This window comes from Brasilonema bromeliae SPC951 (assembly GCF_012912135.1).
GTDB lineage: Bacteria > Cyanobacteriota > Cyanobacteriia > Cyanobacteriales > Nostocaceae > Brasilonema > Brasilonema bromeliae.
This window is the reverse complement of record NZ_QMEB01000147.1, coordinates 1-16,107: the sequence shown is the minus strand read 5'-3', so window position 1 is coordinate 16,107 and position 16,107 is coordinate 1. Positions and strand designations below refer to the sequence as shown.

Genomic DNA, 16,107 nt, shown 5'->3' with positions numbered 1-16,107 from the left:
GTCCGTTTTAACGGACTTGGACTTTGAGCCAAGAAATTTATTTCTTGGCGGACGAAAAGTATGGTGCAAGATCTGAGACTATCTCCTTCTAGGCGGACAAGAGGTGTTCACCACGGCGAGTATCGGCATCGCCCTGAGTGCGACAGGTGAAATTTAGAGATTACTGAGACAATCCTGACGCTTGCTCAAAAACTTGGTGTGGATGTGACAGCAGAAGGAATAGAAACGGCAGAGCAACTCGCACAACTCAGGAATCTCAAATGTAGATATGGGCAGAGATACTTTTTTTCTCAGGCATTGTCTAGTGGGGCGGCTCTTGCGTTCATCTTGGCAAATCCTCAGTGGTAAGGTTCGTGGGTTGAATTTCTTATCGGCACTTACCAGTAAGACCCGATGCATAAAAGACAGGCTGAGAAAATTCACGAATTTATCGTCAGTGATACTTGACTTTGAACGGGCAGATTAATTAGAATCAAACTTGTTCCACCAGATGCGAAAGGATTTCTTTGAAGGAATGGGTACTCCTGTTAAGGAATGTGTAACCAAACAGGAGCTTGATTGGTAATATGGGAATTACACTTTACTAGTTGCCGTATTTTTATAACAGGGTTCTGTTACTACATCTTTCCGCACCCAACCTTCTACTTCTATATCAACCTTAACGTTTATCCAATCCACTGTCTCATTAGCATATACTGCCTTTTGGAGTGGTTTGTTAGTAGGATGCACTTTATGTCCTGGTTCCACTTTTACCGGTTTAATTTTAACCTCCTCCTCCTTTGCACCAGGTTTAAGATATAATATTACAGGTGTTGCCCCACCTTTTTCATTAATAGTGCAGGTACGTGTGGTAGGTGGGGAGCTAGCAATTAGACTTACACCGGTAAAAGCAAAAATATTTAGCATAATAATCAGCACAGAGTGTTGACTGTTCATACTGAGCCTCCTTTTTGTAGTGTATATTCAAAACCACTTAACGTTTACGTAATATCTGTAACACCATCAGGAAAAAGTTGAATTTTGACCACAAACTTTGCAAGGCGGATAGCTAAATGCAATCTATCAATCTGTATATAAGCTAATGCGCCTACAAGTTGCACTTCTTTTGGTTAAGGCAAGTCAAGAGTCCAAGGTCAAGAGCGGAGCCTCTGACGCTCCGCCTCCGGTCAAGGGTTATTCTAGACTGTTGACTTGTTACCTTCACAGCCCTTATGAGTAACTATGCAATTTCAATGCGTAACAGCTTAGCCCTAATACTCAGCGATCAATCACTACCCCCCAAACGTTCTTGCATCTCTTCCTAATAAAACCGTCGCTTGATTCAACTTTAGCTTGCACCTCCGAATCCTTCTCGTTGTATTTACGCTGGTACTCTTCACATTTTTTTTTGTCAGGTGATTCTTCTGTTTTTGAAGGATTAGATGTTAAGCTTACCCATATAACAGCACCCGCAATTGCCACAGTTGTAATAATGCCTACCCCTATCATTACCAAACGTCTATTAAAAAAGGGAGCGCGACGAAGATTGTTTGTTTGTGTTCCTTGCTGCGCTCCTGACATCTGTACGGAAGGGACTGTGATAGCATCTGGCTCTGAAAGTGCAGTTTTAGGCTGCGAAGTGGAAGTCTGTTGTATGGGTGAGTGATTAATTATCGTTTGCTCTGCTGTTGTGTTGTCAAAAATTCGTTCTTCAATTGGTTCTACGTCTTCCTTTCTCAGACCCAAAACTTGCTGCAAACGTTTTAAATCGTGACGGCTATTATCACTGAGGGGATTCTCGCGCTGAATCGCCTCAGATAGCACAGACTCGTATCGCTGTAATTTTTCTTTGTACTCTCGATAAGGTTTAAGAACTTCAGTCTCGATGAGAGCAGCATCATCGGGTGACAGTCCCAAAATATCTCGAAGCTCGTCTAAGAAACGGCGACCAACAAAGGATATCTCACCTTGGCTTTTATAACGCTCAATTTCTCTACGATACCTTAGCTTTGGATTGTCAGTAGGTGCTTGAGCCAGCCGGATTTTATAACCTTCTTTGGTGGTATGTATCTCTGGTTTCATTGCTGGAGCTGCTTCTTGAACTTTTTGTTTGGCGTATTCATGCAACTCATCAACGGAAACCACACCATCATTATCTAGATCGGCTGCACCTGTTTCAATACCCTCAACTAAGTAACGCGTGTAAACTGAAAGGTCTGACCCTTGCTGCTCAAAAGAAAGTTGGGTAGAAGTTGAAGATGTCAGGACGGCTCCACCCTCGCCACCAAGGATAGCTTTGATGTTTACAGAACCGTCATCTTTAGCTGATAAACCTTGGGCAAAAGCTCCACTGAAGCAACAGTCCAGAATCACTACTTGTCGCTTTGAGCGACAATTGTTCATCATGTCATGTACGAAACTAGCTGGAACTGCCGTTGCTTTAACAAGTTCTCCTTGAGGATTTTTGCGGGTGCGGCTAGTTGCAAAGTAAAGCTTGAGGTTCTCATCCTTCATTCCATGACCCGAGAAAAATAGCAGCACTAGGTCATCTTTAGTTCGACCAGAAAATAAACTCTCAATCGCCTCCATCATCGCTTCTGGGGCGGGGTTTGTTAATAGCATCACCTCATTAAAATTACCTATCTCTGGATGCTGCAAAACTTGCTCCATTACCTTCACATCTTTTGCAGCCCCAAGCAGTGGGGTTAAACCCTCTCCGTACTCACTAACACCAATCAGTAGTGCAACCTTCTTAGCCATGATGACTTCTATGTCGATGATACAAATTGCTGTCCTGCTTGTAGCTCTTGCTGACTATAGGCTTTGAGCTTGAGTTTTTTGCCGTTGGCTTCGACTTCAAACTCAATGGGTTTGTTACCCAGGCTATCGCCCACAAATCCGAGCAATTTCTTAATATTTGCAACGCTAACCTCAACCTGCAACATTCCCAGCAGAAAACTTCCCAATGACTTCGCTCCCTGTGGCGTTTCTGCAACTGCTACACGATTTACTTGTTCAAGTTCATCCAGGTCTTTGATTTCTTGAAGCAGATTTTGCGTAAGCCTATCTAGCTCTTCATCATCTAAGCCTGAATCTTTCAGGGCAATTGTAAGTTTAACGGTAGATTCCCCTATCATCCTGACCCTTTGAACTTTGTCTATTTGTATCGTAATAATTATACTATGTCGCATTTTTGCGCTTGACACTAGTAGACAATCGGTTAATGTATGCAAAGATATTGCATCCTACTTCCCATCTCTAACTAGAAGCACTCGTATAAAACCGTAACGCAAACCGCCAAAACCTAGTAGAAACAAAAAACAGCGCCAACGCCAACACTCCCGCGCCTACTATCCAAGTGATTTGACTTCGACCCAGCATAACTTCCGCAGGTATAGTCGTTAAAAAAGCTACTGGAACAACATACGTGAAGAAAAAGCGGTATGCTGTAGGATAAGCCACCATCGGATATCTTCCAGCTTCCAACAGACCCCGCAGCACTTCGGTGGCGTTGTATATTTTGACAAACCAGATGCTAGTGGCTCCTAGCATGAACCATAAACTGTAAAGAATGACTAACCCAAAACACAAGGGAATTGTACTGATGAGGTAATCGTTTATTCCCAAACCAAGTTTTTTACCTGCATAGCCAATGATGATGCTACCAAAAACTATATCTGGAAGTCCCCAAGGTGATACACTACGGGTAGAAAGCCAAAACTGGCTACGAATGGGTTTGAGTAAGACAAAGTCCAATGTACCTTCCTGCACGTGACGGACAATGCTATTCAAATTTGGAGCAAGGAAAGTCGCAGAAAAGCCTTGCATCAGCGTGAAAATTCCCAAGACGACCAAAGCTGCTTCCCATGACCACCCAGCAAAAGTGTAGCCGTTACCGTAAAACAAGAATAATCCAAAAAGACTACCTGCAAGATTGCCCAAGCTGCTGAGGGTTGCTAAGAGGAAGTTGATACGATACTCCAACTCAGCTTCTATGGCAGCGCTCCAAAATAATGTTAGTACTTTTAGGTATCTGTTTCTCAAGGTGAATAACTATAAGGGCAAAAGTATGTGCAATACACCTCATTATCTCATTTGCATCAAGCTTTTTGCTCGCGTTCACCCATTCTCCAGAACAAAGCAATATAATAGCGCTTCTTATTTGAGTGAAATACACATATTGTGTAGGGTGGGCATTGCAATGCCCAACGCCCTTCGGGTATGCGCAAAGCGCACGCCTTACGGCTAACGCCAGTCGCCAAGTGAGGGAGAGCCGTCATTCGCGCTGGTCTCACCAGATGCCAAGTGAGGGAAAGCCCTTCGGGTATCTCCTGAGCCCTTCGGGCACGGCTTGAGGCCTACTTAATTCTCTTGGCGTGCTTAGCGTCTTGGCGGTTCGTTTCATCAATATTACGTGTTTTAGGAAAAAAAGTGTTTAATTATACTTTTTTTCCCCCAAACCTTAAAGAAGCCATAAATTCACAAAAATATATGAAGTTTGATACAATACCGCCATCAGGGAAAACAGTGACATGTATTCGTAACTTTCATGAAACAAAATCCCAAAACTTGAAAGGTCGAACTCGTGTTACTGACCACAAACTGCCCTGAACCAAACCCTGTATAGTGGAGATACTAAAACTATGCCCTTAGCAGTTGGTAGCGATGCACCTGCATTTACCGTCAAAGACACCAACGGCAACACTGTTTCGTTGTCTGATTTCAAAGGTAAGACAGTGGTTTTGTATTTCTACCCCAAAGACGACACTCCAGGCTGTACCAAACAAGCCTGTAGTTTTCGGGATGCTGTTGACGACTACAAGAGAAATGATGTAGTCATCCTGGGAGTCAGCGCAGATGATGAAGCTTCCCACCAAGCATTCACCCAAAAATATAATCTCAATTTTCCGCTGCTGGCTGACACTGATCACAGCTTAATCAAGGCATATGATGTTGATGGTGGTGGATATGCTAAACGCGTTACTTACGTCATTGATGGTAACGGCAAAATCACCAAGGTTGACTCTAGTGTCAACACATCGACTCATGCTAGCGATGTTTTAGCAGCATTGGGATTGTAAAAACCGATTAGCAATCATTCAGAAGAACTCAGAACACAGAATCTCAGAATCAAAAGTTTTTGGTACTGCGTTCTGTGTTCTTTTTTTGTTGCTCTACTGACCGGATTTAGGTTTAATCACCCCAGGTGTATTTACCTGAAAGCTTGGTTGAGTTGGCTGCTGTCGAGTTTGATTTTGCTGAAACAATTGTTGTTGCTTTTGCTTGAATGCAGCGGCTGCATCATTGAGTTGTTGGTTCTGTTCATTTGGATTCCAAGTTGCATTTCCTTGTTGAAGGCGATGCATTAAACCAAACATGCCCATATTATTCACCTCATCGCTGCGAGGAGATAATGGATCGTTATTCTGTTGTGAATTGAGGTCTTGCAGAATGTTTCTTGAGCTAGGTTCAGCTAAACTAGGTTGAGGCAATAGCAAAGAAGCAAAGCTGAGTCCTGCCACAGTAAGTACAAATAGTTGTTTAAACGGTAAAAATGGTATTTTCATAAAAATCTCCGAAGAAAGTTTGGAAACCCACGCCTTCTCAGGGTGGGAGAGTTAAAGGATTTTGATTAAGAATCATACAGAACACACCAACTCACTAACTCAGAATAATTCTTTTTTGTGGTATGTAGGTAATTGGTGAGTTCTTTTCATGCCAAAATCACTTAAATCCAATAATGCTTTTATATTAAGCAAGAGTCCGTCGCAGTTGAGGTTGAATGCTAAGTAATGCTACAACAGCAAAGCCAAGCAATACAAGCATTGCGCCACCAAACGTTACATCACCCCAAAAAGCATGCATGACTACGCTATTTAATCCCCAATCTTTGTGAAGATACAAATAGCGAATTGGTTCGATCGCATAGCTGAGGGGATTGAGGGTAGCGACAACCTGTAGCCATTGAGGCATAAAGGATAATGGAGCTAATGCAGTACTAGCAAACAACAATGGTAAGTTACTGACAAAAATGACTGCAATAAGTTCAATATGTCCCGGTAAGGTAAAAGCCAAACCAAGACTGATCGCAGTCACACCTAATGCAAGCAAGAAGACAATCAAAACTATTGCTCCTAAACCCGCTGCATTTGGTAACCCAGCCCCCAAAAATGCCGCTGCTGTCACAATCACCGCAGCTTGCAGTAAACTTTGGCTGATAATAAAGATAGCCGAAGCCAGAACTATCGAAAACCGTGAAACAAGAGGAGCCACAAGCAAACGGTTCAAAAAGCCGAATTCGCGGTCAAACATGACTGGTAAACCAGCATTCAACGCCCCAGCAAATGCAGTAAAAACAATGACGCCAGCGCCCAGAAATTGTCCATAATTTGTGGTATTGCCAAAGATACCTTTTGGTGCATTTTGAAACAAAGCACCGAACAGCACCAACCACATGACTGGCTGAATAATTCCAGCAATTAATGTTGAGGGACGCCGCTGCAACTGAATAAACAAGCGACGCGTCAAAGCAAGTGTCTCTTGTACAAATTCACCAAAGACATTGGGAGTCGCATCTACTTCGTAAGCTTGAGGTGATGCCACTTGCTGCCAATTTATATCAGATTTTGGAGGTAAAACAGTACCGCTCATAAAAATTCACACATTCAAAATTCAAAGTTCAAAATTCAAAGTATGCCCTCCGGGCACGCTGCGCTATCAAAATAGTAGGATAGTCTTGGTCATTACCAATTCACAAAGCCTAACGCATACTCTGCTTGCGTTCAGCCTTTGGATCGCGATTTCCAGCTGCTGCGAGTTCCGCATCCATCAAAGTTCGTCCTGTGGCTGCAAGATAAACATCATCCAAACTCGGTCGAGATTGGGCAATACTGAAAATTGGTAATCCAGCCGAATTGAGCGTTTGTTGGATGCTGATCAAAGCATCGTTTTGCGGTGTCACGACTAAGTTCAGGGAGTTCCCTTGAGCGCTATTAATGATCACTTCTTGAACAAACGACAAAGATTTCAGCAAATCTTTAGCTTTGTGCGTCTCTTCGTCGGGTGAAAATTCGCGGATTCGTAAGGTAATGCGATCGCCCCCAACTTTATCTTTCAACTCTGAAGGCGTTCCTGTAGCAATCACAACTCCACGGTCAATAATTGCCACTTTATCAGCCAAGGCGTCAACTTCTTCTAAATAATGGCTGGTAATCAGTACCGTTGTTCCTGCTTCTCGCAACTTACGCAGGAAATCCCACACCACAAAACGGCTTTCTATGTCAAGTCCTACTGTTGGCTCATCTAAAACCAGGACATCTGGTGCATGGAGTAATCCTGCTGCTAAGTCTAGGCGCTTGCGTAACCCACCAGAGTAAGTGCCAGTCTTTTTATCTGCATATTCTTGCAAACCGAGTAACTGCAGCACGGTGTTCACTCGTTGTTTTGCCACTGCACCAGGTAAGTGATACAGTGCGGCTTGCAGTTGTAGTAGTTCGCGTCCAGTCAACACCTTATCTAAGGCAACTTCCTGAGCTACGTAGCCTAGCCTTCTCCTTGCCGCTCTTGGATTGTCCACCACAGAAATGCCAGATACCTCTATTTTACCTGCATCTGGTGTCGTGAGAGTACACAAAGTTCTCAATGTGGTTGTTTTGCCTGCTCCATTAGGACCGAGTAAGCCAAAGATTTCCCCTGGTTCCACCTTAAAGGAAACATCCTTCACGGCTTCAACCATGCCGTAGCGTTTTTTGAAATTTTCAATGAAAACGGCGGGAGCCATGATAGTTTATCCTAAACTATACAAATCTCAACAAATTCTATTCCTATTGTAGTTGAGTGATGTTCGGTGGGGTGATTAAGTGGGTACGGCTTCCTTTATCTTATGAGTTGGGTTGCGGTTTTGTCTCACCCAAAGGCGATCGCTGCGGACGGAGTTACGTTGAAATGCGTAAGTCCTGTTTTGGTTGCCTTTTTAAGAACCAATCCATTGCTGAATACATTTCATCTTCGTGAGCACTTTTTAAAATGATCATAAAATAGTAGCGATGCTCTCAAAGGGAGCCGCCCCTTGGGCGATCGCAAAACGTGGCTTGAAGCTAGCTCTAGCGCTCGGTCAACAACATCAACAATCTATGCGGTTATGCAGCTATTTTCTTTTTCAATTTCTCTTGAAGAAATTTAGAGCAACCTAGACCTGTTAGAAACAACCCTAAGCCTGCGCTTGTAGAGGGTTCTGGCACAGGTGTGGAAACAGACTCAGGTGTCAACACAATAGCACGAAGTTGACCGTTGAAAGTAGCAGCCCCCACGATTTGTCCCTGGTCGTTAATAGCTCTTGCCTGAGTGATGGTAAAACCAGAATCACGAGAAATCAGGTTGTTAAGGTCTTGTAAAATGCCGTCACTGTAAAGAAAAGCACGAATTCCAATCCCACTGTTTGAATAAAAGTTAGGATTGCTGCCCGAAAAGCCAACAACCTGACCGTTGTTGTTGATGTCAAAAGCAACGCTGTAAAGGTCAGTAGGAAATAGTCTACCGAGGTTAATCAGATTTGTACTACTACTGTAGAGAAAAGCCCGACCATTACTTATGCTTGTGGGGGCTGAAACTCCGACGACTTGACCTTTATCATTGATGCCCTCAGCTGAGGAGTAATTGTCACCAGGGAGAGTGCCCAAGGCAGTCGTTGTGCCATTTTCATACAGGAAAGCTTTGTTAGTGTTTAAAATGCCGACTACCTGACTCTGGTTGTTGATATCATATGCGACAGTACCTTCAGTGCTGAAGTTAACTACCGTTCCGTTCTTATACAAAAACGGACCAATTTTTTGCGCTCCACCCACTATCTCACCTTTATCGTTGATGGCATAAGGGATAGCATCATTAAGACCGACGAGGCTTTGTGTTCTGCCTTGGCTATACAGTAAGGGGTTATTCCCAGTGAAGTTGTTTTCATTAACCGAATTACCTACCACCTGACCAAAGTTGTTGATACTTGTAACGGCGATATCAGTGTCACCAGAGAGAGGTTTGATTTCAGTCACCTGACCATTCGTATATAAAAAAGCACGATCTGGACTCCCGTTGCTGGTGCCTTTACCTGAATCAAAGATAACTTGACCAAAATTGTTGATGTCAGTAGCGTAACTGTAATCTGAACCTACCAAGGAGCCTAGATCAGTTATTGAGTATAAAGATGCTGCCGATACTGTATTTATGCCTGAACCCATGACTACAGTGAATAAAAAAGTACCAGCGGCTGCTTTCGATAAAATTTTCATCAGACAAATCCTTAACCTTAATTTCAAAATGGTTTAAGTAAATGCAGCCTGATGTCGCTATCTTGATTGATAGTTTCTTTGTTTTCTGTGGATATGCTTGAATCTACCATGAAGTTTGCACTTTGATGAACAAAAGACCCATTTTGTCCAATGTTTCAAAATTTTTACTCTACAAGCCAATTAACAATTTGAAACCTCGTTCATAAAGCCTTTAAAATCATCCCCACCACAAAACCAACAATCAACCCAGAAGCATGACCAACAAAGCTAATCTGTGGAGTTGTCAGGTCAAAGATGCTTTGCAACACAATAACTGCTAAAATCCCTCGTAAATTTCTAGCAGCAACGCGTGTTCTTTTCCTTAGCCACTCGTGTAACAGCACAGCAGTAAAACCACCAACAAGACCCATCACACATCCTGATGCACCAACTACAAAATCAGATTGAGAATATCCCAGAACTGACATATAAGTCACTGCCAGCATAGAGCCAATTGCACTAGCAAAATACAACAGAAAAAATTGCGGTGTTCCGAAGGCAAATTCCATTAAGCGACCAAATAAATAAAGACCTAACATATTTAGGAATAGGTGCAAGAACCCGAAGTGAAGAAACGCGGCTGTTAACAAGCGCCACCAATCTCCTTTAACAACTTCTTGTGGTACTAATGCACCTAAACGATATAAGTTATTCAGGTTGGTACTACCTCCCAGTTTTACCTCTAGAGCAAAAGCAAGTACATTCAAAGTGATAATAAAATATGTAGCGATCGCAAAACGTGGCTTTAAGCTATCTCTACCGCTGTATCTTGTTTCATACTCTATTTCTGTACTAATTCTAGATAGAATCTCTTCTGATTTTTCAGTAAGTACTGTGTTAGCCACAACCACAGGACTGGTTAAACGCCTTGCTACTGCGTTGCGAATGCAAACATTGTTACTATCAGCAATACTCAAAAATTGCTCATGAGCTATGGTTTCTCTTCCAGCTGCTTGGTCAACTGTTGCTAGCCAAAATAGTTTGATGGTGTTGGAATAGTCCGCTAGTGAACCACTCAATAATCTCGCGACATATTCTGTTTTACCGCAGAAGGCTAGCACATACATACGCGCTAGATTTTGTGTTCTTGGGTTAAGTATTTTTTCGATGCTTGGCTGATAGCGCTCCCAAGCTTGGAGCATACCATTCAAATCGCCAGTTTCTCCAAGGGTTCTGAGGTAGCAAACCAGCATATCGAAATCTTTGCGCAAGACTGCTTCGCTTAGGCTATCCTGTATCCACACCAGCAATTCTTCCCAACGAGCATCCATTTGGTAAAGGCTGACAGCTGCGGAACGACCAGTTGGTGTTGTGGTGGTTTGATAACGGTCTAGAATTGCAACAGCGGAAGCTCTTGCTCCACGTTGACCCAAATCCAAAGCGTATAACAATTTTGGTTGATCACGCCAACCATCCAACGGATGGAGCCACCAAATCAGACTCGCCACTCTGCTTGCTTGACCAAAACGTTGTTGATCAATAAGTTGGTCAACTTTCTTGTGACCAAGACTAGGCAAAATAACTAAAATCCCCCACAAGCATCCACCAATTAACCCACCCAAGGATGGAGTGAGATAAGACAAAACTGCTATGATTACCAAGATGAATCCTGATACTAAAATCCAGCCACGATTATTATTAGTTCCAGATAAAGATGCGCTCATCATGGTCGAGATGCATGATAAACAGACCATCCAAGTTAATATGTGATTAAGATCCATTTCATTTACAATAATCAGGAAGTACCTGGTTGTACAGTAATAACCCAATCACTACTCATTGGTTAATATTTCTGACAATTCTTTACTCTCAACAACAGTGTCGGAATAATCAGGTTTAGAAGGAAGTTGCCAACTATCGAGTGCATCTTTAATGACAGCTGCTATAGGTACAGCAATAAGTAATCCCAAAACTCCACCAATGTAAGTTCCTACTAGCAAAGAAATCAAAACCCATATTGGTCTAAGTCCTGTAAAACTACCTAAAAGTCTTGGAGCAATAGCTTGGTCAATTAATTGGTCAATGACAACGGATACAGCTAAAACCCTTGCTGCTAGCCAAAAGTCATGTGAAGCTAGAATGAGAGTAACTACAGCAAGACTAACAACATCACCGAAGGGAATTAAGCTCAAAATCCCTACTCCCAAACCAAAGAGTAAAGCAAACTGGACTTGAAGAACGAGAAACACTATGGTTAGTGAAATCCCCATCAGGAAAGCTAAAGCTACCTGACCAATTAAGTAATTTTGAAAGTTCTGTTGAATAGACTGCTTTAACTGCTCACCAAAGCTTAAGGGGATTTTTTTGAAGAAACTATCCCAAATTCTCTCACCATCTAATAGTAAATAGAAAGTTAGCACGACTGTAATTACAGCTTTGGAAATACTATCAATAGTGTCTATGATAATACTAAATATTTTATCTACCAGATATTCTAACTCATTAGGTAGGCGATTTACTATTTTAGAAAATATTTGATTAAAATTTACTTTGAAACCGTGACTTAGTAACCAATCATTAATATTTTTGAATTGAGACTCACTAGAATCAATCCATTGAGGAAGTGTTGTCACCATTTCATGAGACTGCTGTAAAACAATGGGCAACAGAGTCAAACCTAAAGCAAATATAATTATTACAGTTGTGATAAAAACTAATGCCACTGCATAATTTCTTTTCACTCCCCGTTGCTGAAGAATCGAAACAGGATAATTGAGAATAAAGGCAAGTAAACTTGCTAAAAAAAGAGTTGTTATAAGGGGTTGAAAATATTGAAGAACTCGAAACGCTAGCCAGCCATTGAGAAAGACTAATGGAAAGAGTAGTGTCAAAATTAACAATGGCAGTAGTTTGCTCAGTGAAAGATTCATATTAAATAGTCGAAAATTGTGATTTGGGCAATGCCCATTTATCATATTAAATCTAATTAATAACAAAGCACCCAATAAAAACACTCAGACAGTGGTTTTGATACTCTTACTGTCGATAACTAACTACTGTTGTTGATTCAGTTGCTGATAATCTCTTGCACAGTTGTATCAAGTTATATCAATTGCCCGTAATATCAAGCTTAGTACGTGGGGATGCTGCCAATGGATGCCATGTCATGCGAGGCTGTTGCCGCCGCCTTCGGCGATCACCCCGTTAAGACTGTCATCAACCATACAAGGTTTATTTTGGACTTAACTGGCGATTGCCTACGGCAGAGCTAAGCGCCAGAGGCGCACGCACTCGCGTTCGCTTAACGCCCGTCGCGTAGCCCGCCCTCTGCTACGCTCCCAAAGGGCAGGCTGGATATAATCCGTTGATTAGCCCTAACCCTCAGGACTTGTTTCTGAAGATGGCGTAGTAGGTCTCAATCTTTCCCGCCACGAACGTGTTGGAGGAGAAGAAGTTGAAGTTGAGGGGCGAGGGTTGTTTGCAGGCGGTGTATACTCTCGTCTACGCCTTCTTGGAGCTGAATAATCAGAGTTTTCTGTTCGATAGCGCCGCCGTGAACGAGATGGTTGTGAGGATGACTCACTACTAGAACTTGATTCTTCACTACGATAACGACGACTATAGCGCCTTCTTGGTGTTGAGGTTTCTTGTTGTTGTTGTTGTTGTTGCTCCTCCTGATAATCGCGTCTTCTATATCTGCGTCTTCTAGATGAACGCTCTTCACCACTATTATCGTCAGAATTTACTTGTTGATTTCGTCTTCTACTTCTATATGATCTGCTAGTATTTTCTTCATCGGATTGCTGGTCATTAGAAGTAATAGAGCGATTGATAATTCGCCTAGCCTTGACGGGTATTGCTTTAATCGTGGCTTTTCGACCTTCTAACTTGGGTCTTTCAGGAAACTTTTCTACAGGTATTTCCTTGACCGCTTTTTCCATAAATTCATGCCAAGTGTTAGCAGCACTACTGCTGCTACCGTCGGTGGGTTTGTTGTTGTCGTTACCCAACCAAACCCCTGCGGCCATTTGGGGAATATACCCAATAAACCATAAGTCGCGAGCATCATCGGTAGTGCCAGTTTTGCCAGCAACGGGTCTACCTAATTGAGCCGCACGACCAGTGCCATTTTGCACAACATTGCGGAGCATCCAGGTCATGATAGCAGCACTTTCAGCGTCAAGTGCCCGCTTTGGCTGGAAGTCGGCAGACCAAATAACCTTACCTTGACGGTCAATAATACGTGTAATACCATGAGGATCTACGTGTAAGCCCTTCGTGGCAAAGGAACCATAAGCACTGGTCAACTCTAGCAAATTCACTTCAGAAGAACCCAGCGCCAAGGAATACATCGGTTTCAATTCCGATTGAATCCCCATCCTGTGGGCAAGTTGGATAGTTGGTTGAAAACCCACTTTCATCAGGATTCTCACCGCAACAATGTTAACCGATTTGGTGAGGGCATCTCTCATGCTTAGCATGCCTCGGTAACCCTCATCAAAGTTTTTCGGTTCATAACCATCTACAACTAGGGGTGCATCGAGGTAGGCGTCGTAGGGATCCATCCCGCTTGCTATAGCAGCAGCATAAACAAACCCTTTGAATGTTGACCCTGGTTGACGCTGTGCCTGAGTCACGCGATTAAATTGGTTCTTACCAAAGTCTTTTCCCCCAACCATTGCCTTAATTTCACCATTGCGGGGATCAATCGCAACCAAAGCCGCCTGCTTGAAGTTTTCCCAGCGCCCCTCATTTCGCAACGTTTTTTTCACAGCTGCTTCCGCCGCTTTCTGCCAATTCAAGTTCAGGCTCGTTTCCACTGTGAAACCACCTGCTTTGAGTGCCTCGGGGGAAACATACTTAGGCAATTCTTTTTGAATGTAGCTTATAAAATAGGGAGCCTCTTCTTGCCATCGCTTAGGTGAACTGGGTTTCAGGTGAATTGGTTCTGCGGTTGCTGTTTGTTTTTCGGCTGCTGTAATAAATCCATCTTCCAGCATCCGCTGTAGTACCAAATCCCGCCGTTGTTTTGCCTCTTGTTTATTAACTTGTGGTGAAAAGCGATTTGGGGCAGGAGGTAATGCCGCAATGATCGCCATTTCATCCAAGGTGAGTTGATCCACAGATTTACTAAAGTAAACCCATGCTGCATCTGCAACACCGTAAGCACCAGAACCCAAGTAAACCAAATTCAGGTAACGTTCCAGAATTTCGTCCTTAGACAATTGCCCTTCTATTTTTTGTGCTAATCGGGCTTCCTTGAGCTTGCGCCAGAAAGTTTTCTCTTGTTTGAGAAAGAGAATTCTTGAGACCTGTTGTGTGATCGTACTACCACCTTCGACCACGTTTTGCGATCGCATGTTATTTAAAACTGCTCTCACAATTCCTTGGGGGTCAACTCCGTTGTGTTCCTTGAACCTTCTGTCTTCTGAAGCAATAAAAGCTTTTTTAAGTTTATCTGGTATTTCCTCTATATTTAACTGTTCTCTGGTTGCTTCACCTTGTTGTTGTATAATGCTACCGTCAGCAGCTTTAATGGTCAGTGTACGTTCTCGAACAATGGCATTGAGTTCTGCTTTATCTGGTAAACCTTGGTCTATTGCTCGAATACCGTAGGCAATTGCAATAATTCCACTACTTATACCCAAGCCTGCCCAAAACCAGTAACGACGATAAAGGGGTTTGTGGCTGCCAGGAAGTTTGGAAAGTATCTGCTTCAGTAATTGGTTTTGCTTTACTGGCTTGGTTGATGTTGTCTTTTCATTTGTAGATCCCTCGTTCTCCTCATTTTGATCGTTAGGCCGCGAGCTTGGTTGATCCTTATCACCATCACTCGACTTTTCTGGTCGTTCTTTGAACCAGGAGGTAAACTTAACCACGTTCATTCCTCGCTTCAAGCAGTTGCAATCTAACCACCATCCAAAGTTTTTAGATCATTGCACTACATTCGTGATAGTATATCACCCCATCTATGCTTGGATATATTCTTTTTGGGAAAATTTTGTTACGGTTGTGCGTTCTTATTTATACAAACTTTATCTTTAATCATTACATGAAGCAATAGTACTGTTGAAAAAATATAAAACACAAAAACAAAACAGGAAAGCAAAATACGTTATTTAATGAAGATTAAATCAGTGAACAGTGAACAGGGAACTCTTAACAGGGAACTCTTAACAGGGAACAGGGAACTCTTAACAGAGGAAGCGATTTCTTAACCTCCCTGATAACTGATAACTGTTAAAGAGGTAGGCTGTTCTGAAGTACACTTGTTGGTGGGCAACTAATTTTACCAACAACCATACAGACAACGCTGATTTTGACATCTTCCGAAAGTTTTAGTCTGTGTATTTTTAAACCAAATCATTGAACTATGCCATTAGGTAGAGAATTACCCCAGCTGCTGAGACAGCGCTTGTACTACAAAGGGCGCAAATTTGATTTTGAGGTTAATCGCTTACGATTACCTAACAAAGCAGAAGGAGAATGGGAATGCATTCGTCATCCAGGTGGCGCTTTAGCTATACCCGTAACTCCAGAAGGTAAAATGATACTTTTGCGCCAGTATCGTTTTGCAGTTCAGGGAAGAATCTTAGAGTTTCCTGCTGGTACATTGGAACCAAACGAAGATCCCCTAGAGACAATTCAGCGTGAAATAGAAGAAGAAACCGGCTACCGTGCCCAAAAGTGGCAAAAACTAGGAGAATTTTTTCTCGCTCCGGGCTATTCTGACGAAATAATTTATGCTTATTTAGCACAAGATTTAGAAAAGCTGGAGAAAGCACCAGCACAAGACGAAGATGAGGATTTGGAAACGTGCGATTCGTTGGTAACTGAATCACGGTACTCAGCCCGCACATAAGTTACC

14 protein-coding genes are annotated in these 16,107 nt (G+C 42.6%); 3 read left to right on the top strand and 11 right to left on the bottom strand.

The window, feature by feature from the left end:
* The first annotated feature begins 159 nt into the window (after positions 1 to 159).
* Positions 160 to 348, top strand: coding sequence for an EAL domain-containing protein (locus tag DP116_RS18060; protein ID WP_169156492.1), 189 nt, complete (start codon positions 160 to 162; stop codon positions 346 to 348).
* A 225-nt stretch (positions 349 to 573) separates the two neighbouring features.
* Here DP116_RS18060 and DP116_RS18055 read toward each other — a convergent pair whose 3' ends face one another.
* From DP116_RS18055 to DP116_RS18040, 4 genes are all read right to left on the bottom strand, one after another.
* Positions 574 to 936, bottom strand: a complete 363-nt coding sequence (locus DP116_RS18055) for a hypothetical protein (protein ID WP_169156489.1) — start codon at positions 934 to 936, stop codon at positions 574 to 576.
* Positions 937 to 1,257: 321 nt separating this feature from the next.
* Positions 1,258 to 2,739, bottom strand: coding sequence for a caspase family protein (locus DP116_RS18050; RefSeq protein WP_169156488.1), 1,482 nt, complete (start codon positions 2,737 to 2,739; stop codon positions 1,258 to 1,260).
* Positions 2,740 to 2,747: 8 nt separating this feature from the next.
* Positions 2,748 to 3,116, bottom strand: coding sequence for a hypothetical protein (locus DP116_RS18045; RefSeq protein WP_169156487.1), 369 nt, complete (start codon positions 3,114 to 3,116; stop codon positions 2,748 to 2,750).
* A 121-nt stretch (positions 3,117 to 3,237) separates the two neighbouring features.
* Entirely contained in the window at positions 3,238 to 4,023 is a 786-nt protein-coding gene (locus DP116_RS18040) for an ABC transporter permease (protein WP_169156486.1), read from the bottom strand.
* Positions 4,024 to 4,622: 599 nt separating this feature from the next.
* Between DP116_RS18040 and DP116_RS18035 the strand changes: the two genes are divergently transcribed.
* Positions 4,623 to 5,060 (top strand): peroxiredoxin, encoded by a 438-nt coding sequence (locus tag DP116_RS18035; protein WP_169156485.1) that lies wholly within the window; start codon positions 4,623 to 4,625, stop codon positions 5,058 to 5,060.
* A 93-nt stretch (positions 5,061 to 5,153) separates the two neighbouring features.
* Here DP116_RS18035 and DP116_RS18030 read toward each other — a convergent pair whose 3' ends face one another.
* From DP116_RS18030 to DP116_RS18000, 7 genes are all read right to left on the bottom strand, one after another.
* Positions 5,154 to 5,546 (bottom strand): hypothetical protein, encoded by a 393-nt coding sequence (locus DP116_RS18030; RefSeq protein WP_169156484.1) that lies wholly within the window; start codon positions 5,544 to 5,546, stop codon positions 5,154 to 5,156.
* Positions 5,547 to 5,730: 184 nt separating this feature from the next.
* A complete protein-coding gene (locus tag DP116_RS18025; RefSeq protein ID WP_169156483.1) occupies positions 5,731 to 6,630 on the bottom strand; it encodes an ABC transporter permease in 900 nt (299 codons plus the stop codon).
* Between the two features lie 109 nt (positions 6,631 to 6,739).
* Entirely contained in the window at positions 6,740 to 7,759 is a 1,020-nt protein-coding gene (locus DP116_RS18020) for an ABC transporter ATP-binding protein (protein WP_169156482.1), read from the bottom strand.
* A 358-nt stretch (positions 7,760 to 8,117) separates the two neighbouring features.
* The gene (locus DP116_RS18015; protein ID WP_169156481.1) at positions 8,118 to 9,260 is read right to left on the bottom strand and encodes a DUF3466 family protein; all 1,143 of its coding nucleotides are present in this window, start codon (positions 9,258 to 9,260) and stop codon (positions 8,118 to 8,120) included.
* Between the two features lie 200 nt (positions 9,261 to 9,460).
* Entirely contained in the window at positions 9,461 to 10,966 is a 1,506-nt protein-coding gene (locus DP116_RS18010; protein ID WP_169156480.1) for a rhomboid family intramembrane serine protease, read from the bottom strand.
* A gap of 105 nt (positions 10,967 to 11,071) precedes the next feature.
* On the bottom strand, positions 11,072 to 12,169 hold the full coding sequence (locus DP116_RS18005; protein WP_169156491.1) for an AI-2E family transporter: 1,098 nt from the start codon (positions 12,167 to 12,169) through the stop codon (positions 11,072 to 11,074).
* A gap of 444 nt (positions 12,170 to 12,613) precedes the next feature.
* Positions 12,614 to 15,118, bottom strand: a complete 2,505-nt coding sequence (locus tag DP116_RS18000; RefSeq protein ID WP_169156490.1) for a PBP1A family penicillin-binding protein — start codon at positions 15,116 to 15,118, stop codon at positions 12,614 to 12,616.
* Positions 15,119 to 15,612: 494 nt separating this feature from the next.
* Here DP116_RS18000 and DP116_RS17995 point away from each other — a divergent pair, with 494 nt between their 5' ends.
* A complete protein-coding gene (locus tag DP116_RS17995; RefSeq protein WP_169156479.1) occupies positions 15,613 to 16,101 on the top strand; it encodes an NUDIX hydrolase in 489 nt (162 codons plus the stop codon).
* The last annotated feature ends 6 nt before the right edge of the window (positions 16,102 to 16,107 follow it).

Excerpts from the sequence above, each read along its gene's own strand:
- DP116_RS18015 (WP_169156481.1), bottom strand. The coding sequence starts at position 9,260 with ATGAAAATTTTATCGAAAGCAGCCGCTGGTACTTTTTTATTCACTGTA.
- DP116_RS18030 (WP_169156484.1), bottom strand. The coding sequence starts at position 5,546 with ATGAAAATACCATTTTTACCGTTTAAACAACTATTTGTACTTACTGTG.
- DP116_RS18045 (WP_169156487.1), bottom strand. The coding sequence starts at position 3,116 with ATGATAGGGGAATCTACCGTTAAACTTACAATTGCCCTGAAAGATTCA.
- DP116_RS18005 (WP_169156491.1), bottom strand. The coding sequence starts at position 12,169 with ATGAATCTTTCACTGAGCAAACTACTGCCATTGTTAATTTTGACACTA.
- DP116_RS18025 (WP_169156483.1), bottom strand. The coding sequence starts at position 6,630 with ATGAGCGGTACTGTTTTACCTCCAAAATCTGATATAAATTGGCAGCAA.
- DP116_RS18010 (WP_169156480.1), bottom strand. The coding sequence starts at position 10,966 with ATGATGAGCGCATCTTTATCTGGAACTAATAATAATCGTGGCTGGATT.
- DP116_RS18020 (WP_169156482.1), bottom strand. The coding sequence starts at position 7,759 with ATGGCTCCCGCCGTTTTCATTGAAAATTTCAAAAAACGCTACGGCATG.
- DP116_RS18035 (WP_169156485.1), top strand. The coding sequence starts at position 4,623 with ATGCCCTTAGCAGTTGGTAGCGATGCACCTGCATTTACCGTCAAAGAC.
- DP116_RS17995 (WP_169156479.1), top strand. The coding sequence starts at position 15,613 with ATGCCATTAGGTAGAGAATTACCCCAGCTGCTGAGACAGCGCTTGTAC.
- DP116_RS18055 (WP_169156489.1), bottom strand. The coding sequence starts at position 936 with ATGAACAGTCAACACTCTGTGCTGATTATTATGCTAAATATTTTTGCT.
- DP116_RS18050 (WP_169156488.1), bottom strand. The coding sequence starts at position 2,739 with ATGGCTAAGAAGGTTGCACTACTGATTGGTGTTAGTGAGTACGGAGAG.